The 22,343-nt window shown below is 56.2% G+C and carries 13 protein-coding genes; 10 read left to right on the top strand and 3 right to left on the bottom strand.

Annotated elements, in window-relative coordinates:
* Positions 1-110: 110 nt before the first annotated feature.
* Positions 111-2,366 (top strand): fused MFS/spermidine synthase, encoded by a 2,256-nt coding sequence (locus K227x_RS13915; RefSeq protein WP_145170316.1) that lies wholly within the window; start codon positions 111-113, stop codon positions 2,364-2,366.
* Here K227x_RS13915 and K227x_RS13920 read toward each other — a convergent pair.
* Positions 2,363-3,475, bottom strand: coding sequence for a redoxin domain-containing protein (locus K227x_RS13920; RefSeq protein ID WP_145170318.1), 1,113 nt, complete (start codon positions 3,473-3,475; stop codon positions 2,363-2,365). The genes K227x_RS13915 and K227x_RS13920 overlap by 4 nt on opposite strands.
* A 767-nt stretch (positions 3,476-4,242) precedes the next feature.
* Between K227x_RS13920 and K227x_RS13925 the strand changes: the two genes are divergently transcribed.
* The 3 genes from K227x_RS13925 to K227x_RS13935 all read left to right on the top strand — a co-directional run bounded on the left by K227x_RS13925 (position 4,243) and on the right by K227x_RS13935 (position 9,245).
* On the top strand, positions 4,243-7,020 hold the full coding sequence (locus K227x_RS13925; RefSeq protein WP_246146793.1) for a secretin N-terminal domain-containing protein: 2,778 nt from the start codon (positions 4,243-4,245) through the stop codon (positions 7,018-7,020).
* A 4-nt stretch (positions 7,021-7,024) separates the two neighbouring features.
* Positions 7,025-8,857, top strand: a complete 1,833-nt coding sequence (locus K227x_RS13930; protein ID WP_246146794.1) for a proprotein convertase P-domain-containing protein — start codon at positions 7,025-7,027, stop codon at positions 8,855-8,857.
* 217 nt (positions 8,858-9,074) lie between these two features.
* On the top strand, positions 9,075-9,245 hold the full coding sequence (locus tag K227x_RS13935; RefSeq protein WP_145170320.1) for a YqaE/Pmp3 family membrane protein: 171 nt from the start codon (positions 9,075-9,077) through the stop codon (positions 9,243-9,245).
* A 5-nt stretch (positions 9,246-9,250) separates the two neighbouring features.
* Here the strand turns inward: K227x_RS13935 and K227x_RS13940 are convergent, their stop codons facing one another.
* Positions 9,251-10,126 carry a helix-turn-helix transcriptional regulator gene (locus K227x_RS13940; protein WP_145170322.1) on the bottom strand — a complete coding sequence of 292 codons (876 nt, stop codon included), beginning with the start codon at positions 10,124-10,126 and terminating at the stop codon, positions 9,251-9,253.
* 233 nt (positions 10,127-10,359) lie between these two features.
* Here K227x_RS13940 and K227x_RS13945 point away from each other — a divergent pair, with 233 nt between their 5' ends.
* From K227x_RS13945 to K227x_RS13960, 4 genes are all read left to right on the top strand, one after another.
* Positions 10,360-11,610 (top strand): tagaturonate epimerase family protein, encoded by a 1,251-nt coding sequence (locus K227x_RS13945; RefSeq protein ID WP_145170324.1) that lies wholly within the window; start codon positions 10,360-10,362, stop codon positions 11,608-11,610.
* A 225-nt stretch (positions 11,611-11,835) separates the two neighbouring features.
* Positions 11,836-13,392 (top strand): alpha-L-fucosidase, encoded by a 1,557-nt coding sequence (locus K227x_RS13950; RefSeq protein WP_391540449.1) that lies wholly within the window; start codon positions 11,836-11,838, stop codon positions 13,390-13,392.
* 13 nt (positions 13,393-13,405) lie between these two features.
* Positions 13,406-14,479 (top strand): aldo/keto reductase, encoded by a 1,074-nt coding sequence (locus tag K227x_RS13955; protein WP_145170328.1) that lies wholly within the window; start codon positions 13,406-13,408, stop codon positions 14,477-14,479.
* A gap of 50 nt (positions 14,480-14,529) precedes the next feature.
* Positions 14,530-16,008: a sugar MFS transporter gene (locus K227x_RS13960; RefSeq protein ID WP_145170330.1), complete on the top strand. Its 1,479-nt coding sequence runs from the start codon at positions 14,530-14,532 to the stop codon at positions 16,006-16,008.
* 39 nt (positions 16,009-16,047) lie between these two features.
* On the opposite strand, the gene K227x_RS13965 is transcribed toward K227x_RS13960, so the two are convergent.
* Entirely contained in the window at positions 16,048-17,070 is a 1,023-nt protein-coding gene (locus K227x_RS13965; protein WP_218934000.1) for a DUF6666 family protein, read from the bottom strand.
* Between the two features lie 242 nt (positions 17,071-17,312).
* Between K227x_RS13965 and K227x_RS13970 the strand changes: the two genes are divergently transcribed.
* Together K227x_RS13970 and K227x_RS13975 are read left to right on the top strand one after the other, a co-directional pair.
* Positions 17,313-21,218, top strand: coding sequence for a protein kinase domain-containing protein (locus tag K227x_RS13970; protein WP_218934001.1), 3,906 nt, complete (start codon positions 17,313-17,315; stop codon positions 21,216-21,218).
* Positions 21,215-22,318 (top strand): EAL domain-containing protein, encoded by a 1,104-nt coding sequence (locus K227x_RS13975; protein WP_145170335.1) that lies wholly within the window; start codon positions 21,215-21,217, stop codon positions 22,316-22,318. Before K227x_RS13970 ends, K227x_RS13975 begins: the two co-directional genes overlap by 4 nt.
* The last annotated feature ends 25 nt before the right edge of the window (positions 22,319-22,343 follow it).

The following is a 22,343-nucleotide window of genomic DNA, read 5'->3' on the forward strand; positions in this document are numbered from 1 at the left end:
TCTGCGCTTACCAATCGACCCAATGGCGGATTGGTAGCAGCGAGTTTCTGCGGCAAGCCACCTGCCCCTTGTTCCCCACCTGCCCCTTGTTCCCCACCTGCAGTTTGACGATGAAGAAGCCTGCCGCGCTGATCGCTTTGACCTTGCCCGCACTGGGCGGACTTGCGGCCCTTTCATGGGAAGTCATCTGGCAACTGCGTACGTCGTTGGCCTTCGGCGTCAGCGCTTCGGGCGCGGCGATCACGCTGGCGACCATGATGGCGGGGATGACGATCGGGGCCGCGATCTGCGGTCGCTGGATCGATTCACGACAAAACACGCATCCACTGCGTCTGTACGGTTACCTGGAACTGGTGATTGGGATCTGTGGATTAGCACTCGGGGCTACCTTCCAGTGGCTCGAGCAATTGGATCGTGCGATTTACCAATGGTCACCGACGATGGCGCCGCTGGCTCAACTGATCGGTGTGGTGTTGGTGATTCTCGTGCCCGCGGCTTGCATGGGCGCCAGCATCCCCATTTTTGGGCGGATGGGGAAAAGGTTTGGTGTTTCGATGTCCCTGCTATACGGCATCAATACGCTTGGCGCCGCTGCGGGAACTTTGTTGGTCGCATTCTGGTTGATTCCTCAGTTTGGACTGCAAGGGACGGCTGTCGTGACCGCGCTGATCAACTGCTTGGTGGGCCTAACCGCCTATTTTGCGGCGAACATGGGCGAACAAAATGTGGACGTTGAAGCAAACGCCAGTGTCGGTGACATCGCGATGCCCGCCTGGGACGTATTGGCGATCGTGACTGCGACCGGTTTTGTGACGTTCCTGTTAGAAGTGGCTTGGTTCCGCGCCCTGCGTGCCGCGTTCGAAACCACGACAACCGGGTTTTCGATCATGTTGGCCGTCGTTCTTTTGACGCTTGGGTTGGCCGCGCGAGCGGTGCCTGCGGTCAAGGCGAGGGTGAAACGCCTGGAAATGGTGCTGTACGGCGCCGGCATCGCAATCCTGTTAAGCACTCCGCTGATTGAACGAATCGACTTGGTGCTGCTTAGTCTTGGTAGCCACCACACACCGATCAACTGGTTCGCGATTACGTTGTTGTTGGTCGGTCCCGCAGTATTCCTGCTAGGGATCGCATTGCCGTGGCACCTCGAAGACGGCTATTCGGGCCGAGCACTGGGGCGCATCTACGCCTTCAATACGATTGGATCGGTCTTTGGGGCGATCAGTGCCGCTTGGATCTTTCTGCCGATGTTTGGGTTTGTGCACACCGCCTGGATCGCTGGGTTTGTGATATTGGCGGTGACGTTGTTGGTGTATCGCACCCGTATGCCGGTTTGGTCGCATGCGTTTGCTGTTGCATCGATGGTGATCGCCGTCGCATTGGATTCGGGCGTGGGCAGTGAACGAATTTTGTTCTCGTTCCCTTATGGCGAGCACACCGTGATTGCTCATCACGAAGGTCCCGACGCTGCAACGTCGGCGATTGAATTTGAAAACGGCAGCCGAGGCGTCTTCATTGACGGTTTTGCGGCAGCCGCGTTCTGGCCGACGGCTCACTACATGGATTGGATGGGATCGCTGCCCGTGCTGTTGCATGAAGACCCCAAGGACGTTTTGGTGATCTGCTTCGGTACCGGCCAAACAGCCAATGCGATTCGCAACGAGGGTGTCGCCAGCACAACCATCGTGGACATCAATCCGGCTGTATTCCAGATCGCTCATCATTTCCCCGGAAACGAAGGGGTTCTGAATGACGACTCGGTTGAACCCGTGTTGATGGATGGCCGCGCCTATCTGCGACGGACCAAAAAGATGTTCGATGTGATCACACTGGAACCGATGCCGCCGAACCATGCGGGCGTGAACTCGTTGTATTCGAAAGAGTTCTACGAAACGGCGCGAGCCAAGCTTCGTCCGGGCGGGATGATTGCGCAGTGGTTGCCGGCTCACCTGACGTCCGAACAGCACGCACGATCGATCGCCAAGACGTTTCAAGAAGTCTTTCCGAATGCAGGTCTGTGGGCCGATCCGGCGGACTACAACGGCATTTTGTTGGGCTGCAATGGCGAGGCAACACCACTGGGAAGCCGTTGGCCTGGATTGGACAACGCGGGTCAGGGGCGAGTGGTGCTGCAACGCTCGCTTCCGCCTCAAGAGATTCGCAACAACTTACTGTTGGATCGTGACCGGCTGCGTCTTTACACCAAGGATTCGCTAGTTGTCACCGACGACAACCAGTTGTTGGCATATGGCGAACGCCTATCGATGAAAGAAGCCGGGCCACGTAGCACGCGAGTGGTGTACCGTGAATTCATGAACGAAGAACTGCCGCAGGAACAAACACCTGCGGAGGTCAGCGTGTCCCACTAGTTTTGGGACAACAGTTGGTCGACGACTTTTTCGATCGTCTGATCCGCTGTGGCACCCTTCCAATTCAATTCGCCGCTCCACCAATGACGGACGTAACCGTCTTGGTCGACCACGTAGACCGTCGGCCACATGGTGTTTCCCCAGGCTTTCCAGGTCTGGGATTGCAGATCAATCTGAATGGGAAAGTCCAGCTGCTTTTCCTCGGCGGCAGCGATCACTGCGTCGGCGTCGCGTTCGCGGCTTGTCTCGGGCGTCTGGATGCCGATCAAAACGACATCGTCGGATGAATACTTTTCATGCCAACGGCGATAGATGTCAAAATTTGCGTGGCAGTTGTGGCATTGAAATGCATAGAAGTGGACCAGCACGACCTTGCCGCGAAGCTCCTTCAGCGACAGTGCGGGTGAATTGATCCACGCTTCATCGGCGGCGAAGTCGGGGGCCATCGCGTAGATCCGCGCCAATCGAGTTGGATCGAACCGTTCGCCCAGAATCTTGGCCAGCTTTGTCCTTTGATCCTGTTGAACGATTTTGGCCAGTGCGGCTTGTTCGTCCTTCGCTGTCCGGGCGACTTCCGTTTGCAGGGCTTCGATCCCGTCATCACCGAACTTGGTGCGAGCAAGTTTTTGCTGCGCGACATGAGATGCCCGAGCCAGATCGGCCAACTTTTGCTGCGCCGTGACGCTTAAGCCAACTTCCTTGGCAACGTCTTGTCGCAGCAGGATCCGATTTCCCTGGGCATAGAATTCCAATTGCCGTAGCCGCGACTGTTGGTCGGCGGTCGTATTCTCGGCGAACCACTGTCGGACTCGCGTTTCTAGTTTGTCGATCACTTCGCGTTGGCGGTCCGGGGCAAGGTTGCGCGCCGGGAACCATGCTGCATCGGTTTCCGCGAACAAGACCTCCAGACCGGCGACTTGCTCGGAGGTCAGGTTCAGTTCTTGGTGGACTTCGGGGGCATGGACCAGTCCCAACAGAAACTGGGGAACCAAGTCCGCATGCGGCCCTGTTTCGCCGGCCGCTGCGCCCGGTTGGTGGATCGCGAAGCCGAGAACGGCCGCAGCCACCGAGGCCAGCAAGGCCATCGGGGGACGTGTTTGGTTGGGCATGGGCGTGAAATCAGGGGGAAAGAGGAAGATAAGGATGGCGGGGAACGACCACGGACAATCGAGGCAACAACAAGACCGGCTGATGGCGAATGCTCCGGTTTCCTCGTACCGGCCCCAAGACCTCAGCACCCGCAGCGCACGCCATCAGCTCGATCAATTTCGCTGTTTTGCCTGGATTCGGCAGCCAAACGTTTCCCTGTGTCCCTAATGACGGAAATTGCCCAGCCCCCGCCAAAACGCGGCTGCGGGCGGGCCCAGAAGGCCCGACGATGTCAATTAAATGTTGACATAACCGGTCACTCCGTTATGCTCGCGATGTTACCTTGATCGCCATGTTACGGTGATTCTAGGCACAATTGATGGCTCCGACGACCCGCGGATTTTATTAGCCGTTTAGACGATCGCCCCGGTTTCGTCACCCAAGAACCAGGGGTAGCGGCCTACTGATTTCGTCACCCGACGTATCAGCGAGGGATCCGATTTCGCCAACCGCTTCGCGTCGAGGTGCAATTCCAACGCTATTTTCTCGACAACGACTAAGTTATCAGGCCGCTGGCGTCCAAGCGGCTAACATCGAAATTTGATACTGAACCCAATCAGCAGGCCGCTCCTTTCCGATCGATTGTTGGCGTGTTGTCCTGCGGTGCAGTGCGTTTCCAAGCATCCATTTCCAAACGTTCGGTTCCCACCATTGCCGCCGTTTGTCCCACCTTCCTATCCCGCCTCTCCCGCATGATGTCTGGTTCGTAAGTGCCAGCCTAATTCGCATGAACTCTGCCCGACCTCAGCTTGCTTCAAGCCTGGATTGTGACATGCGGTCTCGGACAACTTTGTCCCGTCGCAGCGTTTCACCGAACAAGTGGCTTCCGGTGCTGGCCGCGATCCTTGCACTCGGTCCTGCGTCCGCATTGATGGCGGATGAACCGTCCGCGGTAGAAGCATTCGAAAAGACGTCTCCGCCGACGGCACAAGACACCGCCCAATCAGCACCGGATTCCATCCCCACCGCCGTTGTTGGTTCAGTGGATGTTGATACAGCAGCGGGCGAACTTGAAACCGAACCCGGCGCAGGATCCAGCGATCACGGAGACGACAACGTCACATCGGGACTGCGATTCTCGTTCAACGGCGTGCCATGGCGGGATGTGATTCGGTGGATCGCCGACGAATCCGAGATGGCGCTTCACGTGGGTGACCTTCCGCCGGGAAGCTTTACCTATTCGGATAATACGGAGTACAGCCCTGCCGACGCGATCGATCGGATCAATCTGTTTCTGATCGCCGAAGGCTTCACCCTGGTTCGCAGCGGCGATCTGTTGTCGGTGATCAATTTGGCGGACCCACGAAGTTTGCAACAGCTAGATGTGTTGGCGAAACAGATTCCGTTGGAATCGCTCGATTCGATCGAGGGGAATCACGAGGTGGTCAAGTGCATGTTCCCGCTGGGGCAGATCGACTCGGATGACGCGGTCGATGAATTGTCGGCTCTGAAACTGATGTCTTCGCCTACGGTGTTGTCGAAAACGAACCAGTTGATCATCACCGATACCGTTGCAAAGCTGCGGAACGTGCGTTCTGTGCTGGCTGCTTTCGAACCGGATCTGATGGACAACGTCGCAGTCGTCAAAAATTTTGCGTTGAAACACGTCAGCGCCGAAGACGTGTTGTTGGTCGCACGACCCCACCTCGGTCTGGCAACCGGTGAAATGATCGGAATCGATGTCAGCTTGTCATCCGACCTGCAAGGCAAACATATCTTTGTCACGGGCATCGAGGACAAGGTCGATTTGATCCAGCGATTGGTCGAAGCGATCGATCAGCCCGAGGCGCGGTCCGACGGGGCCGGCGACACAAGGCTGCTTCGTTCGCACTTTGTGACGGGCGGGAACGTCGATACGGTTTACAACATTCTGCAGACGATCCTGCACGGAGAATCCGTACGGATTTCGATCGATGAAACGAGCAGCAGCATTGTCGCCTTGGCGTCGCCGAGCGTTCATAAAGAGATCGAAGAAACCGTTGCTCAGGTGCAGGCATCGGATGCGGCGTTCGAAGTCATCCCGTTGGTCAACACGGACCCGTATTTTGTGATCACGTTGTTGGAACAGATGTTGAATCTGCCAGGTCCGTATGATGACGCCGACCCGGACGCTCCGAAAATCGACGGTGATCCAGGCAATCGGCGACTGTTTGTTCGTGGCAAACAGCACCAGATTGATCAAATCAAAAAGATTGTGGCTGGGTTGGAATCCAGTGCGACCGGCGGTGTGTCGGGACCGGGTGCGCCCGACGGCGACGACCTGACCCGCCTGTTGCCGCTGAAAGGTCGGCGGGCCGAGAGTTTGCTAGAAACGGCAGCACAGTTTTGGCGTTCGCCCAATTCCGTCATCGTGTACCCCACGCCCGATTCGGTGTTGGAAAATGTGATCGAGCGAGTTCCAGGTCAGGAATCCGACACCAGCGGACGGGATTGGTCGGAATCGGGATCGCCACGCCAGCCCGTCGAACTTCCCACGGGCGGTCAATCGCCGGAGTCTAAGTCGCCTCGTCGTTCAAACGCACCCCGTGAATTGACGGTGGTTTCCAACAGTCGGGTCCCGCCGATTCGGTGCCAGCTAACCGACCGCGGGATCCTTTTGCAATCCGATGACATCGAAGCCTTGGATCGTTTTGAATCGCACCTGCGTTTGATTGCTGGTCCCACTGACGCTTTGCCGTCGCGTCCGATCGTGTTCTACCTGCAACACGCTAAACCCGCCGACGCGCTGCGGATGTTGGGTGAACTGCTAGACGGTGGCGAAGCGGCCGGTGACGGCGAGGCAGGAACGCTGGTCAATGGCTATGTCGCCGGTGGCAAGTCGGGTTCTCTGTTGGGCAGCATGGTATCGGCCCAGGATGGCACCACCACGATGATGTCCGGATCCATCACAGTTGTCGCGGATTCGCGATTGAATCGGTTGATCGCGCAAGGGACCCAAGATGATCTTCAACGCATCGCGTCCTACCTGAAAATCATTGACAAAGATTCCAGCATCACGTCCATCGAAACATACGGACGTGCTCAAGTGATCGAGTTGCAAAACAGCAAAGCGGACGATGTTGCCGATGCCATTCGGCAGGCATTTGTAGGTCGGGTCGCCGAAGAAAAAGGAAAGGCAGCCCAGGCAGGGGCGACGACGCTAAAGGCGGACAGTGCTGCTGCCCGAGCGGTGGCCGCACGCGATGGGAAAACGTCGCGCAAGGAAGAACCGAAAGTCGCCGCCGCCGACCTCGAACCGAAGATGACGGTGGCTGTTCATGAGGCCAGCAATTCGTTGATCGTGACGGCGCCGGACGCGCTCTTCAAAGAAGTCGAGGCCTTGGTCGAACACATCGACGCAAGGGGCGAACAAGCCGTCGAAGTGGTCACACCACTGAACAGTGAATTGTTTGGGATGCTGTTGCAGCATTTGGCGTCCGAAGACCCGCAATCGGGGCCCATTCGATCGTCGGTCACCACGTCGTCGCGAAGTACTCGGTCGACTTCCAACGGCCGCGGAAGGTGATCGCATGGTGTTGAACCCTGAATCGATTGGATCGTCGACTTGGATGCGATGGATGACGGCTTTGCTGCGGTCTGCGATACGTTCCTGGCACCTTCGCTGGGCATCCGCGGTGGGGCTATGCTTGGCCGCAGCGGTGCCGTCGGCGCTGGCTCAGTCCGGAATGCGCGAGTCGCTAGAGCGGTTAGATCGGGATGGCGACGGCGAGATCGAGCCGCATGAAATCACTCCGCTCGCACGACCGTACCTGAAACGGGTCGCCGAGGCGCGGCGGATGTCGCTGGACCGGGACAACGACATCGAAAAGTGGCAAGAAGCTGCTCGGGTCTACCACGCCACGGTCAATGATGCGGCCAGTAGGTACGTCGACCCCGACTTGGAATCCAGCATCCAGTCCTTCACTCTGGGCGATGATGAACCCCTGGTCCCAGAGTTCGGGTTGTCGGAAGTGCGATATCCCTACATCCAAGATGACTTAGAGCGTGCCGAGCAATTGCTGCGTCGCTATGACCGCAATCGAGATGGATCGATCGATCGTGAAGAAGCCAGACGAACACGTTGGGCCAACCGCAACCCGTTCGACGATGATCTAAACCTGGATGGTCGGCTAGGTCGTTTAGAACTGAGTCAACGATACGCAAGACGACGATTGATGGACGATTCGTCGGACGACGAAATCAGAGAAGTGCAGCGAGAACAGTATGAAATGCGAACGTCCTCTGGTCGGCGTGGTCGTGACGATCGATCGGATTGGTGGCGCCGCGGTGGCACGGGATACTATCTGACTGCGTCGATGATGTCTCGATTTGATGGAAACCGAAACGGACGCTTGGATGCTGCCGAAATGGTCGCTTTGGGAGTCCCGGTCGGACGCCTGGATATCGATCGAGATAGCGAAGTATCCCGAGAGGAGTTGCACGCCTATTTGAGCGAGCTGCAACAACAGGCTGGGGATCCGGCGTTGGGGATTCCGACGTGGTTCTTCGAACGCGATGTCGATCGCGACGACCAAGTCACGATGGCTGAGTTTGCCGAGGACTGGTCGCAGACGGCGATCGGCGAGTTCAGTGCGCTGGACGGCAACGATGACGGCATTCTGACGATGGCGGAAGTTGCAAACTCAGCGGCGCTGACCGGCGGTGACTTTGTCAACGAAACCGCGATGATCCTGCCGCCGCGCAAGACCGTGATTTCTGAAATCGTAATCGAAGAGAGTTTCGAGATCGCTGACCTGAACGTCCAGCTTTCGATTACTCATTCGCATGTTTCCAAACTAGACGGTTACTTGGTTGCGCCCAATGGCGAACGGGTTGAATTGTTCACCGAGGTTGGCGGGGCAGGAAATCACTTTGATAAGACGATTTTCGACGACCAAGCTTCGGTCCCGATCACCAAGGCGTCGGCGCCCTACGAAGGCCGCTATCTTCCCGAAGCGGTTACGAAGCGAAAGCCAGGGTTCAGCCAGTTCAATGGCACGAACAGCCAAGGCGTTTGGAAACTCGTGGTGGCGGGATCCAGAAACGATCTGTTTGGCATGCTGCACCGCTGGGCGTTGATTATCAAGCCTCGCGATACGGTCGCCCCCAGCTACGAACTCTCTGCAGCCACAGAAACCGACGCCGATGCCCTGGACATGACTGAGGTCGACAATGCCGAGCCACGGCTTAGCGACGCAGGTGAAGTAGGGACGGCCATCGATGGCCAGGCGGATGCCGCTTTGACAGATGCCGAGGCGATCCGAGCTCGCCGTGCAGCCTTGATTCAAGAGTATCGTGCGAAACTGAGCGAACTATTGGAAGCAGAAAACCGTGCCCTCGACGAAGCTGAGGCGACTCAGTAAGCCGCGATCGCGGTCGCACTGAAATCGGTCACTCCCGGGCGGCATCATCGGGACCGCGGTTCATCGTCCCGATTCGATTCCAGGTGTGGTGCACGTAAGAACATGATAGTGTGTGCGCACACTTGGTTTGGATTCCGCGATGATCGGCCCCAACACGTCACGGTTGGAATCCAATGTAACCACGTGGTCAATCTTGTCCTAACCAATCGGAAAACAGATGGCTGCCGTCGAAAATCGCGTGTTGATGATCATCCTGGCGATCTTGTTGCCACCACTGGCAGTGTTTCTGAAGTCCGGCTTTGGTAGCCAATTCCTTCTGAATGTTGTGCTGACAATCTTCGGGTTCTATATCGTCGGCATCATCCATGCGTTGCTGGTGACCCGCTAGAACATTCAGCTAAGCGACGATTCGATCAGTTGCTTTGGCGGAATGCCGTAGACCCGCTTGAATGCACGTGAAAACTGAAAGGCGTCCGCGAAGTTCAATCGCTCGGCGACGTCTTTGATCAACAGGTTTTCTTCTAGCAGCAAGGCGGCCGCATGGTTCATCTTGGTTCGCAACAGGAAACGGTACGCGCCGACTCCACCAAAACGTCGGAACAGACGCGATAGGTGGATCGGTGTGACGTCGCATTCCAACGCGACTTCTTCGATCGTATGAAAACGAAGCGAATGGGCTTCGATGTGTCGGCGAATTCGCTCGTAGGTCGCAAACGCGCGTGTCGTTGCTGGACCTTCGGCCAAGCTGCATTGTCGGATTTTGACCAACAGCAACCGTAGCAGGTGCTCGCAAATTTCCGCCACCGTGTCGCTGTCGGCTCGAGCTTCGCGATCGATCAAGTCAAAGATCTCGACAAGCTCGTGCATGCGAGTCAGGCGAAGCGGTTTGCCGTCCAAGAGGCCCGATCCGCGGACCAATTGCTCGGCCTGGGTGCCGGCGAAGTCGATGTAATGTTTCCGCATCCGATCGGCTGGAAGATTGCGGATCTGATGGGGTGTTCTGGGGCCGTAGGCGAACACCATTCCGGGCGAAAGCGGGAAAAGGTTCCCGTCAAGGACCAGTTCGCCGCGCCCCTCGGTTACCATCTCGATGCCAAAGTAAGGAAATTGGTCGCGGTTGATTTCGTAGTCAGAACGGACCTTTTCCACTCCGCCACAAACCACGGTTAGCCCAGCTTCGTTGGATGGTTTTAAATCCAAGTAGTAGCGGCGAGCTTCGGATACCTGGACGGAAACGAATTCGGGGTCAGGCTTCGGGTTCAGCGGCATCTGGCAATCGGTCTTCGAGAAAGTAACGAATGGATTGTAGTGGCATTTCTACTGAGCGTGCACAGTGGCACACCTTCGTTATGTCTTGCTTGATCGGCGCAGACCACCAATCTGGGCCTAGTGTCGATCCGGAAAGGTTAAGAATGCGCATGCAAATGTCAATCTCGGCTATGGGGACATCCCTGTAGCTGAGCCACACTATCGAGCTCAAATCAGTACTTAAGGAAAGAATCATGCTCCATCTGGAAAAATACACCTTCGGCGTCGGCGACCGATTTGCTCACCAAGCGGGCGCGCAATTGCGAGCTTTCATTCAATTGGCCGATGAGGGAATCGATGTGACGCCGGTTTGGAATAAATCCAATCGCGAGCACAACTTTGTGGGGTCCGAGCCACAAAGTGTCTACGATGCCGCCAAAGCAGCGACGGAGAAACTGGGGTGGGACAAGGCATGGCACGTTGATGCTGACCACATCCAGCTGAAGACAGTGGGCCCGTTTCTTCCCTGCAGCGACTTCTTTACGATCGACGTTGCGGATTCCATCGGTAAAGCGGCACCCGCAGAAGAAGTGACTGGCTTTGTCGATCGCCACCCCGAGTTGGTCGGCACATTGAAGTTGGATGGTCTGTCGGCGCCACTGGAAGTGACTCGCGATGACGTTCAGCGCGTTGCCGAGCAGTATCTGTTGGCGGTCAAAGAAGCGGGCCAGATCTATCGTCACATCGCCGACGCCAAGGGAGCCGACAACGTAGCGGCTGAGGTATCGATGGACGAAACCGATACCCCACAAACACCGCCCGAACTGCTGATCATTTTGGCGGCTTTGTCGGACGAAAAAATCCCAGTCCAAACGATTGCACCGAAGTTCACTGGTCGTTTCAACAAGGGTGTCGACTACGTCGGTGACCTGGACCAGTTCAAGCGGGAGTTCAACGATGACGTCGCTGTTATCGCGCACGCGGTGAAGACCTACGGGTTGCCCGATTCGCTAAAACTAAGCGTGCACAGCGGCAGCGATAAGTTCAGCCTGTACCCCATCATCCGTGAATGTCTGCAACGAACCGGGGCCGGATTGCATCTAAAGACCGCCGGAACGACTTGGTTGGAAGAGATCATTGGATTGGCAGAAGCCGGTGGCGATGGTTTGAAGCTGGCAAAAGAAATTTACGCTTATGCCTTGGAACACGTCGAAGAGTTCTGTGCCCCGTACGCCAGCGTGATCGACATTGATCAAAGCAAGCTGCCCGACGCAGAAACGGTCAATGCTTGGGACGGTCCACGGTTGGCCAGCGCGATTCGGCACATTCAAGACAACGAACACTTCAACGCGCACATGCGTCAGTTGCTTCACGTCTCGTTCAAAGTCGCGGCCAAACATGGTTCACGTTACACCGACATGTTGAAAGCCAACGAAGAGATTGTCGGGAACGAAGTCACCAAGAATATTTACGATCGTCACCTGAAGCCATTGTTCGTTGGCTAACGATTCGTGTCGTTCACGGTTTCTTCGAGGCCGCCCAGGCGCTTGACCGCGCCCACGGCCTCGACAGACGGTGGCCCATCGTTGAACTTTCGGCCCTCGGTTGGCCGACGTTGTCGTTCTGCATGCCAGGCACCCGTGTTGCTGTTGGCATTTTTGGTTTCTGATTCCCAATCACGCAGGTGTCTGATGTCCTTGATGCGCTCTATCGCGGTTGCGTCCGCACTGATGTTGGCTGGTTCTGCGATCGCCCAAGCGGCCGATCCAGCGACGCTTCCGAATCCCAAGGTCGCTCCGTCGGTCGCCAAGATCGAAACTGCGATCGCCCAGGGGCCTTTCCAGCCCGATTGGAAGTCGCTTGGAAAATACGAAATTCCACAGTGGTACAAGGACGCCAAGTTCGGCATCTTCATTCACTGGGGGGCCTACAGTGTTCCGGCACATGGCAGTGAATGGTATCCACGTCAGATGTACATCAAGGACCAACGTCGCGGAGTCAACTTCTTTGACTATCACGTCAAGACGTACGGCCCACAAAAGACTTTTGGCTACAAGGATTTCATTCCCGAGTTCAAAGCAGAGAAGTTTGACGCGGCCCAATGGGCCAAGCTGTTCAAGGACACCGGCGCGCGTTATGTGATCCCCGTGGCAGAGCACCACGACGGATTCCCGATGTACGACTGTGCGTTCACGCGTTGGGACGCCAGCGAGATGGGGCCCAAGCGTGATGTGATCGCCGAACTTTCGACTGCCGTTCGTGCCGAAGGAATGAAGTTCGGTGTTAGCAGCCACCGAGCGTTCAATTGGATGTTCTACGTTCGTGATGAATCGTTCGACAATGCTGACCCGAGTCTGGCGGATCTTTACGGCCGACCGCTGCCGTTCCTGTTTGATGAAGATGCGGCGGACTACCAAAAGAAGTTCCCGCCCCAGGATCAACAGTTTAAAGACGATTGGTTGGCTAGGTCTTGCGAATTGGTGGACAAGTACAAACCCGACGTATTCTGGTTCGACTTCGGAATCACCCCCAAGCAGGACGCGACGTATGAAACCAATTCGTATGCCGATCACCTGAAAAAGTTCGCGGCCTATTACTACAACCAGTCGTCCGAATGGAACGACGGGTTAGGAATCATCAACTACAAGTTCAATGCGTTCCCCGAAGACGCTGCGGTCTTGGACAAGGAACGATCCAAGATGGCCGAGATCCGCAAGCCTTTTTGGCAGACGGATACCGCGGTCAGTTCAAGTTCGTGGGGCTACACCAAGAACCAAAAGTACAAGACGCCGGATCGTTTGGTCGATGACTTGGTCGACATCGTCAGCAAGAACGGTTGCCTGTTGTTGAACGTCGGACCACGTCCCGACGGGACCATCCCAGAAGAAGATCAAGCGATTTTGAAGGCGATCGGCGGATGGTTGGATATCAACGGCGAAGCGATCTACGACACATCCTATTGGACAACGTTCGGCGAAGGCCCAACGTCGGTATCAACCGGTCACGTTTCGGAGGCCAAGGACAAGCCGTTCACGGCACAGGATCTTCGCTTCACGACTCGTGACGATGTGCTTTACGTCACCGGTTTGGCGTGGCCCGATAATCACCGTGTGAAGGTTGCGTCGCTTGCCAAGGGATCCAAGCTGTATACCGACGATGTCAAATCGGTCACGCTGCTGGGATCCGACGAAACCGTGACCTGGACGCAAGATACCGATGGCTTGAACGTCAAGCTGCCCAAGACCAGGCCGTCTGAGTTCGCGTACGTTCTGAAGATCACCAAGTAGAAAGAATCGTACGATGAATTTGAATCCGTCCGCGTCGCACCCGGCTGCCACGCCCATTGGGCAGACCGGTGTCAGCCTGCCTCCCATCGTGTTTGGAAACAGCTCGCTTGGGAATATTTACCGCGTCATCGATGACGACGTGAAGCGCCAAATCGTGGCCGAGTGGTTTGCTCAATCGCCGGGCATCCCTGCGGTTGATTCGGCAGGTAAGTACGGGGCAGGGTTGTCGCTAGAGGTGACAGCCAAGGCGTTGGCGGGTTTGGGAGTGGCGTCGGAATCGATCGTGATTTGCAATAAGCTGGGGTGGCGGCGCGTTCCCTTGCAGACTCCCGAGCCGACTTTCGAAAATGGGATTTGGTTCGATCTGGAATACGATGCTGTTCAAGACATCAGCTACGACGGAATTGGCCGTTGTTTTGACCAGGGCTGCGAACTGCTATCGCCATATCGTCCTCAGATGGTGTCCGTCCATGATCCCGACGAATACCTCGATGCGGCGATCGACGACGCAGACCGCACCGCTCGTTGGGACGATATTCTAGGCGGCTATCGGCGTCTAAGAGAGCTGCGTGATTCCGGTCAAGTCGCGGCGATCGGAGTCGGCGCCAAAGATTGGCGCGCGTCAAAACGATTGGCCGACCAGTGTGAATTGGACTGGGTCATGTTGGCTACCTCTTTGACCGTGTATAGGCACGACCGCGAATTGTTGGAGTTTGTCGAATCGTTGCACCAGCGTGGGATCGCGGTGATCAACTCGGCTGTTTTCCATGCTGGTTTTCTGACGGGCGGAAACTTCTTTGACTACCGCGCGGTCACCGGCGACACCGAAGAGGACCGCCAGTTGATTGATTGGCGGAAACGGTTTCAAGCGGTCTGCAAACGATTTGATGTCCAGCCGGCCGCCGCGTGTGTCGCGTTTGGAATGTCAATTCCGGGGGTCATTGCCACGGCGCTGAACAGCAGTCGGCCTGAGCGCGTCGCGCAGAACGTCGCACTTGTTAGCGATTCGCCGTCCAATGATTTTTGGTTGGCGATGAAGGACGATCAGCTGATCGATTCTGAATTTCCGTATTTGGGCACAGCTTGATTGATCTCGCTAGAAGCTCCTGATCGCATCCACTGCAAACGAGAATGACCATGGCGGAAGACCAAGATTCGAATTCGACCACTGCATCGGATTCCGGTGTCCCGATTCCCGACGCGGCCCTAGCGGACCGAAAGATCGAGGTCGTGCCACGCCAATACCTGAAAGCATTTGTGTTGACGACCTGCTGCTTTGCGCTGTGGGGATTTGCCAACGACATCACCAACCCGTTGGTCAAACTTTTCAAAGAGGTCTTCCTGATCAGCAACACGCAAAGCACGTTGGTGCAGTTTGCGTTCTATGGTGGTTACTTCACCATGGCTCTGCCGGCCGCCGTGTTCATTCGACGGTTTTCGTACAAGGGCGCGATCATGGTGGGGTTTGCCCTCTATGCAATCGGTGCGTTGCTGAGCATCCCGGCTAGCCTGAACGCGAACTTCTGGATCTTCATCGCTGGCTTTTACGTTCTGACGTTCGGGTTGGCGTTCTTGGAAACCAGTTGCAACCCCTACATCTTGGCGATGGGGCCGCCGGAGACGGCGACACAGCGATTGAACTTGGCGCAGGCATTCAATCCGATGGGGTCTTTGATCGGAATGATGATTGCGTCAACGATCATCGCCCCCAATCTTCAGGTGGGTGAGTTCCGATCGAAGATGGAATCCCAAGCACCCGAAGCGATCCAGTACGTTCAGTCCGAGTTCCCCGATGGGTTACCGGATTTCGAGCAAGAGTTCGGTGCACTCGATTCAGCGGTCGGAACCGGGCTGGCGAACATGAAGTCGGCGGATCCCGAAGTTTTCGACGCGATGCAGCAGCATGACCTGGGTGTCGTGCGGACACCGTATGTGGTCATTGCCGCGGTGGTGTTGGGCTTTCTGGCGTTATTCGCGGTGACGAAGATGCCTACCTTTGCACAGCCCCAACCGGATGCTCCCTTGGGCCAACTGGCCCGGCGGTTGTTGGCTAAAGCCCACTACCGCGAAGGGGTGATCGCCCAAGCGTTCTATGTCGGCGCTCAAATTACCTGTTGGACCTTCATCATCCACTATGGAATGGAACAGGTCGGTTTGACGTTGGGGGAGGCTCAGAACTGGAACATCGCGGCGATGTGCATTTTTCTATTCAGTCGTTTCATCTGTACGTTCATGCTGAAGTTCGTCAGCCCCGGAAAGCTGTTGGCCGTACTGGCGATCGTGGCTGCTTGTTTGACATTTGGTGCCATCATGCTGGCCGCCAAGACCGGATTGGTCTGTTTGGTGCTGGTGTCGGCTTGCATGTCGCTGATGTTCCCCACGATCTATGGGATCGCACTGAAGGGGTTGCCGGCCGAGGAAGCTAAGTTGGGTTCGGCGGGGTTGATTATGGCAATTGTTGGCGGTGCATTGTTGCCGTTGATGCAAGGTTGGTTCATCGATGAAATGGGAGTTCGCAATTCGTTCTACTTGCCATTGATTTGCTTCGTCGTCATCGCCATTTTCGGTTTCCGGACCTTCACCCGCTACGAATCCGAAGAAGTGCAAACAGCTTAGCCCCTTTCCAGTTTGGCTCGGCCAACCGGCTTGGCCGAATCAGTTCTGCGGGATCAGATCGACAGAGAAGGTCGAATCGGATGCAGTTGGAAGGAACGCCGAATATTGCTGGCGGCGGGCGCGTTTGGCGTTCCCGCCGGGGTACCATTGGATGCCAAGCATTGCGTCGACTGTCCCCGTGTCGGCTGGGAAAATCAGGTTCGTTTCGCCATAGATGGCGAACGATTCATTCAGCGGGCAAAGAATGTCGGCGCCGATCACCATCGATTCGTCAAACGGCGCCTTCGTGCCAACCACGGCGTTGGATTCGCTGTGCCCGTCCGCGATGCCCATCCATAGGGTTCCCTGGACACCGGTATCGAAGGTTCTTCGAATGTAGGCGCTGACTTGATCAACGGTTTGCAAACGGACATTCGATCCATTGAAAGTTGCGTCGTCACCCGTACTTCGCGCTCGCCCGGTCACGCCCATTTCGGTCAGGGGCGTCAGTCGATAGCCGATGCGGGCACGCCATTGTCCCAGGGTGACGGTATCGAAACCATCTTGGTAAAGGAAGTCGTGGACGATGCCCCAGCCGAGTCGTTCGCCGCGGTGGAAGACGCCCGCGGTTGTATGGTTTTGGATTCGAGTGGTGTCTTCACCGAGCAATTCAAATACTTGGACCGCATTGTCGCTTGGTTCGAATGCGGTACCGATCTGGTAGCCCAATCCCCACTCGGTGGACAGCGGCGCGGCCCATTCGGCAGCGAAGCGGACGCCTAGATTTGCGTTGACGCCATAATCTTGAGGCTGTTTCGAACCGTCGATCCCAGAAAACATAGTCAGGTATTCCGACCAGTGGTTCGTGGGCAGATAGTTCAGCGAACATGGATCGTGTTCTGCGTCGCCGTAGGCCATCACGGATGGTTCAGGCAGTGAAGCGTATCCGTGAACGCCGATGTCCGAGGTACTTTCGATCTCTGCGTTGAAGTTTTCGGCGCGTGTAGGACGGTCGCCAATGATGATGCACAGTGTGATTAGCGCGATCGCTGCGTTCGCGTTACGAAAGGCGTCAATCAACATCGGGTACTTGCTCGTAGTGTTGCTTCGGACGGATAGACGCATCGGGCTAGTTATCGGCATTTTGACGCTGGTATCGGATTTCTGGGCCATTCCAGGCGCAACGGTCCCGCGATCGTTGCAATCGGCATGCTCGGTAAAGTTTCGCGACAGACCGTCGACACGCTGCTCGACACGCTTGATGCGTGGGCAATCATTCGGATGGAAGACTTGACTAATGCGTAGAACCAATGGAATTGTCACTGATGATTGGTGCTCCTAAGAACGAAGACACTTTTGCCCAACCCATCGAGCTGCTTGGTTTGGTCGGGCGAGATCACGTGGATTCGTTCGATCAACCGTCCAGGGCGTCGGTCGATGGACAGGCTGGTTCGATGACCCGAGGGATCGATCAGCTGGATTCGCTATCCAACGCTATTGATTCCGAGATCCATTTGTCGTCGAACCCGTCGGGCGACGCCCACATACTCCCGCAGCCCATATCACCATCCACGCGGTGGCGACTATCGTCGGTTGGCCCAAACGCAACCGCCTATGAGTCGATGGATGCGCCATCCGATCATTCACGAATCCGTATGATTCTTCGGGAAGACGGATGGGATGCTCAGCAGATGTCCGATCTGCGCCAGCGTCTGGCTTTGATCCAATTGACACGTTCGCCGTCGATCTTGGCTGTCTCGGCCATTGCAATGACGAGTTCTCCGCCTAGTTTTGTCATGGACAATCCGGATAGGCGTCCGTGGAAGTCCATCGTTGATCAACTACGATTGGCGGACCAGATATCAATCGCAGGGCAACTGGTAGCGATGTTTCGCGACGCGCATCGCGTTGGGCTGACGCTGCCTGCGGGACGACTGTTTGATTCAGCGATGATTTCGATCGTGCAGTGCAGTGGAAACGATCCCAGGTTGTGCGTTGACTACAGCGGAGTCGACTGTGGCGAGGTTGAGAATCTGGCTAGCAGGGCAGTGGATCAAAGCGATTTATCGAATCAAGATTCGGTTCAGCGGGATCTATTGGAACTTCGCAATCTGTTGCGGGTGCTTCTGCCACAGGACGACAGAGGTGCTGACGTAACTGATGGCCAGGCTCGTTTGCTAGGCGGACGGTCGCGCGCAGCGGCTCGCCGGCTGTTGTCGGATTCCGGCGAAGTGCCGGGGTTGGATCAGTGGCTGTCCGTGTTGGACGCGATTGTTCCAGATCGCGCCGAGGCGAAGCTTGGCAGCGAAATGTTGCTGTCGCAGGCCGACGACGAAGACTCGGACTCGACCGGCGTATTTCCGATTGCAGAGGTGTCGGAGCAGCATCCACTGGCTCTGGACAAAACCGTTGATCGGTCGGCACCCGCCGGATTCAACTTGGACGACGAGAATCTTCGGACTGGGGAACTACCGATTCCCGGTCAACGCCCCGCGGATCCCTTGATCGGTCAATCACTTGGTCGATTCCGAATCGATGCGATCGTCGGCCAGGGTGGCATGGGGACCGTTTACAGCGGCATCGACCTGACCAGTGGCGCAATTGTCGCGGTCAAGGTGCTGCGCAACGATCTCCATGATATCGCTCAGGCTATTCGGCGGTTCCGAAAGGAAACTCGCTTGTTGGCCGACGTACAGAACGATCATGTTGTGAAGTTGCATCATGTCGGAATGGATCAAGGCATGCATTTCATGGCGATGGAGTTCGTTGACGGGATCGATCTGAAAACGTGGTCGCAAGGCAGGTTACCGCTGAACGCAGTGGACGCATTGTCGGTCATCGCTGACGTTTCGCGTGCTCTCGTCGAAGCTCATAAAAAAGAAATCGTTCACCGAGACATCAAGCCCGAGAACGTTTTGATGGGTCGACGCATGCAGGGTGACGATTCACTGGGGAACCTCCGGATCAAACTGACGGATTTTGGAATCGCACGGCATGTGCAGCAATCTGAGTCGTTGGAAGTCACCAAAGCGGGCACGATGTTGGGCACGCCTCGCTACATGTCGCCAGAACAGTGCCGCGGTGATGGCGAAATCGGAGTCGAAGCCGACGTTTACGCGCTGGGAGTTTCGCTCTACGAGCTGTTGACGGGGAAAACGCCGTTTCAAGCAGATGATCCGATCAAGATGGCCGCCAAGCACTGCTTTGAATCGCCGCCCCCGATCGCACGACGCGACGACGATCTGTCGGATGCTGCGGCTCAGATCGTGATGCGGATGTTGGCGAAAGAACCGTCCGATCGGTTCGCCAATGCAAGCGAATTGTTGCAAGAGATCGAACGTGTGCTGCGTGGCGAAACCGCAGACTTTCAGGCACATCCGCAACTGCCCCCTCATGATCCAGCTCGCATTTGGAAAAAGGCAGTCCAGTGGGATTTGGACAGCAGTGTCGATGAAATGTGGCCGCTCGTGTCCAACACCGAACGATTGAATCGAGCCATTGGTCTGCCTCCGGTTCAGTACGAAACGATCCACGATTCAAAACGGGGACTTCGGAAATTTGGTTCGTTTCGGCTCGGGGGCGTCCAGATCCGTTGGGAAGAACATCCGTTTGAATGGGTCGAAGGACAGCGGATGGGGGTCTTGAGGGAGTTTTCCAGCGGTCCCTTCAAGTGGTTCATGAGTATCGTGACGCTAAGTCCCCGTGGTGCCGGTTCGCAGCTCACTCATGAAATTCGCATCGAGTACCGGAATCTCTTTGGACGCGTGCTGACCAAAGTGGAAGCCGATTGGAAAGGATTTCGACAGCTCGATCGCACGTATCGGCGAATCGACCGATCCGTTCAGCAACACCACCAGTCCAACGTGTTTCAAGACGTCTTCGAATCGCCCACCCAACTGGATCGAAATGCGATCCGGCGACTCGACCAACGGATCGAAGCGGTGGCGCATGCGGGCGGCGATATCACGGCGCTTGAAAAGCTCGGTGACTTCATCCGACACGCCCCGCCACAGCCACTGGCCCAGATTCGACCGCGTGCGTTAGCCGATCAGTTGGCCGTTCCCGAAGATCTGATGATCGACACCTGCCTTGTGGCGGCATCGCAGGGCTTGTTGTCGCTTCGCTGGGATGTGCTTTGTCCCACCTGCCGTGTATCCGCCTCGACGACAGACATGCTGTCCCAGATTGGTGCTCACACTCGCTGTGAAGCATGCGATGTGTCGTTTCGATCCAACGTCGCTGAAGTAATCGAACTGGTGTTCCGCCCTCATCCAGACATTCGAAGCGTTGACGATCAAGACTACTGCATTGGCGGTCCAGAGCATTCACCCCATGTTGTGGTGCAAGTTCGGATCGAGGCCGGTGAACGAATGGAGCTTCCGGTGCGTCTATCGCCGGGGGACTATATTCTGCGTTCAGCCCGCTTGCCACGGACACAGTCGATCCGAGTTCAGCATTCCGCGGCACCATCGCATTGCGATGTGATTCTATCTCGCGTCGGTGAATCCACAAATATCCCGACCTTGCGTCAGGGGATGCCTACCATTCGGATTGTGAACGATGACACATCACTGCATGTGGTTCGGATCGAACGCACAGCCTCTCGCACCGATTGTTTGACCGCAGCGGTGGTTTCAACCATGCCTCGCTTTCGTAAACTGTTCCCTGAACAGACGTTTGATACAGAAAACCCTGTTACTAGCGAGCATCTGACGTTGTTGGCGACGACGGTTGTCAATATCGAAAGCATCTATGAACAGTTCGGCGAACGTGAGTCATATGAGCTGATCAAACGGCAACAGAAGGTCTTAGGCGAAATCGTCGCCCGGAATCGTGGCAGTGTTTGCAAAACGATTGGCGAAAGCTGTTTAGCGGTGTTCGAATCCTGCGACAACGCGGTGATGGCTGCGATGGAGTTCGATAGGATTGCAAAAAACGACAAACGCTTGGTCGGTCTGGTCATCGGTCAAGGCTTGCATCGTGGTCGAACTCTAGTCGCCACGGAGAACAGCCGTCTCGACTATGTGGGGTCATCGGTTCGCGCCGTACAGGCGCTGCCGCCCATGTCCGAAGGTGAAATTTTGATGACAGAGTCGGTGTTTGCAGACGTTGCGGTCGTCGCTCGGCTAGGAAGCCAGCTCGCTCAATCGACGGTGTCCGAAGTCCGCCTTCCGGGGATTGCGGATTGTCGCGTCCAATCGATCAATTCGGACCCAGGGAACAAAGAATGAATTATTTTGATGTGAAGCGAACGAAAGCCTCTTCGGTCTCGAAGTCGAATTCGAACTGGATGCTGACAGAGTTCGGAAGTGGACTGCATCAGAGCCGATCGTATCTGATCCCGATGCCGGATTGTATCGTTGGTCGGTCCACTTCCGCAGGGCTACGGATTTCCGATTCGTCCGTTTCAAAACAGCATGCGCGATTGTTCACCGACGCGGGACAATTGTTTGTCGAAGATCTGGGAAGCACCAACGGAACCTACGTCAACAACGAAAAGGTGCAGCATTCCGCCCTGGTCACCGGTGATCTGTTGCAGTTTGCAAACTCGCTCTACAAAGTGTGCGTCGAACAGACCGGTGGAGACGAAGGAACGATGGAACAGGGGCCCGAGACTTGGGCCGGGACGCTTTTGATGTTCTATCGATTGATGTCCGACCGCGCCGTCAAGCCGTACTTTCAACCGATCGTTAAACTAGAGAATCTTCAAGTCGACGGGAACGAATTGCTTGCTCGCAGCGATCTGGATGAATTGCGTGACCCCGCATCGATGTTCGGAGCCGCCGAACGGCTAGGGCAGCAAGCCGCCCTCAGTGAGCTCATGCGTGACGAGGGTTCGCGGGTCGCGTTGGGACACCCGGTCGCCGAAACCCAACTGTACTACAACACCCATTCAGCGGAATTTGGCACGGATCGACTGGACAGTTCCCTGCGTGATCTTCGTCAGCGGTACCCGACGCTGCCTCTGACAATCGAGATTCACGAGGCGGCAATTACCCAGCCGGATGCCATGCGAAAATTGCGTGCCCTGCTAACTAGCTTGGACATGCGGTTGGCCTATGACGATTTTGGGGCCGGTCAGGGACGATTGGTGGAACTGACTGAAGTTCCAGCCGACGTGTTAAAATTCGACATGCAGTTAATTCGGAACATCGATTCGGCCTCCGCGACGCGTCAAGAATTGCTTCGGTCGCTTGTGCGTGTATCGATTGACTCGGGTTCTGTACCACTTGCCGAAGGCGTCGAAACCGAGGCCGAGCACAAGACTTGTATCCAGTTGGGATTCCAGTTGGGACAAGGCTACTATTACGGTCGGCCGGCACCTATCTAGCGAAACCTCTGTGGCTCAAGCACGA

Source organism: Rubripirellula lacrimiformis, assembly GCF_007741535.1.
Lineage (GTDB): Bacteria > Planctomycetota > Planctomycetia > Pirellulales > Pirellulaceae > Rubripirellula > Rubripirellula lacrimiformis.

What these genes read in the sequence shown, in the direction of transcription:
- K227x_RS13920 (WP_145170318.1), bottom strand. Translation starts at nt 3,475, where the DNA reads ATGCCCAACCAAACACGTCCCCCGATGGCCTTGCTGGCCTCGGTGGCT.
- K227x_RS13965 (WP_218934000.1), bottom strand. Translation starts at nt 17,070, where the DNA reads ATGTTGATTGACGCCTTTCGTAACGCGAACGCAGCGATCGCGCTAATC.
- K227x_RS13930 (WP_246146794.1), top strand. Translation starts at nt 7,025, where the DNA reads ATGGTGTTGAACCCTGAATCGATTGGATCGTCGACTTGGATGCGATGG.
- K227x_RS13950 (WP_391540449.1), top strand. Translation starts at nt 11,836, where the DNA reads ATGTTGGCTGGTTCTGCGATCGCCCAAGCGGCCGATCCAGCGACGCTT.
- K227x_RS13975 (WP_145170335.1), top strand. Translation starts at nt 21,215, where the DNA reads ATGAATTATTTTGATGTGAAGCGAACGAAAGCCTCTTCGGTCTCGAAG.
- K227x_RS13925 (WP_246146793.1), top strand. Translation starts at nt 4,243, where the DNA reads ATGAACTCTGCCCGACCTCAGCTTGCTTCAAGCCTGGATTGTGACATG.
- K227x_RS13970 (WP_218934001.1), top strand. Translation starts at nt 17,313, where the DNA reads ATGATTGGTGCTCCTAAGAACGAAGACACTTTTGCCCAACCCATCGAG.
- K227x_RS13945 (WP_145170324.1), top strand. Translation starts at nt 10,360, where the DNA reads ATGCTCCATCTGGAAAAATACACCTTCGGCGTCGGCGACCGATTTGCT.
- K227x_RS13915 (WP_145170316.1), top strand. Translation starts at nt 111, where the DNA reads ATGAAGAAGCCTGCCGCGCTGATCGCTTTGACCTTGCCCGCACTGGGC.
- K227x_RS13960 (WP_145170330.1), top strand. Translation starts at nt 14,530, where the DNA reads ATGGCGGAAGACCAAGATTCGAATTCGACCACTGCATCGGATTCCGGT.
- K227x_RS13940 (WP_145170322.1), bottom strand. Translation starts at nt 10,126, where the DNA reads ATGCCGCTGAACCCGAAGCCTGACCCCGAATTCGTTTCCGTCCAGGTA.
- K227x_RS13955 (WP_145170328.1), top strand. Translation starts at nt 13,406, where the DNA reads ATGAATTTGAATCCGTCCGCGTCGCACCCGGCTGCCACGCCCATTGGG.
- K227x_RS13935 (WP_145170320.1), top strand. Translation starts at nt 9,075, where the DNA reads ATGGCTGCCGTCGAAAATCGCGTGTTGATGATCATCCTGGCGATCTTG.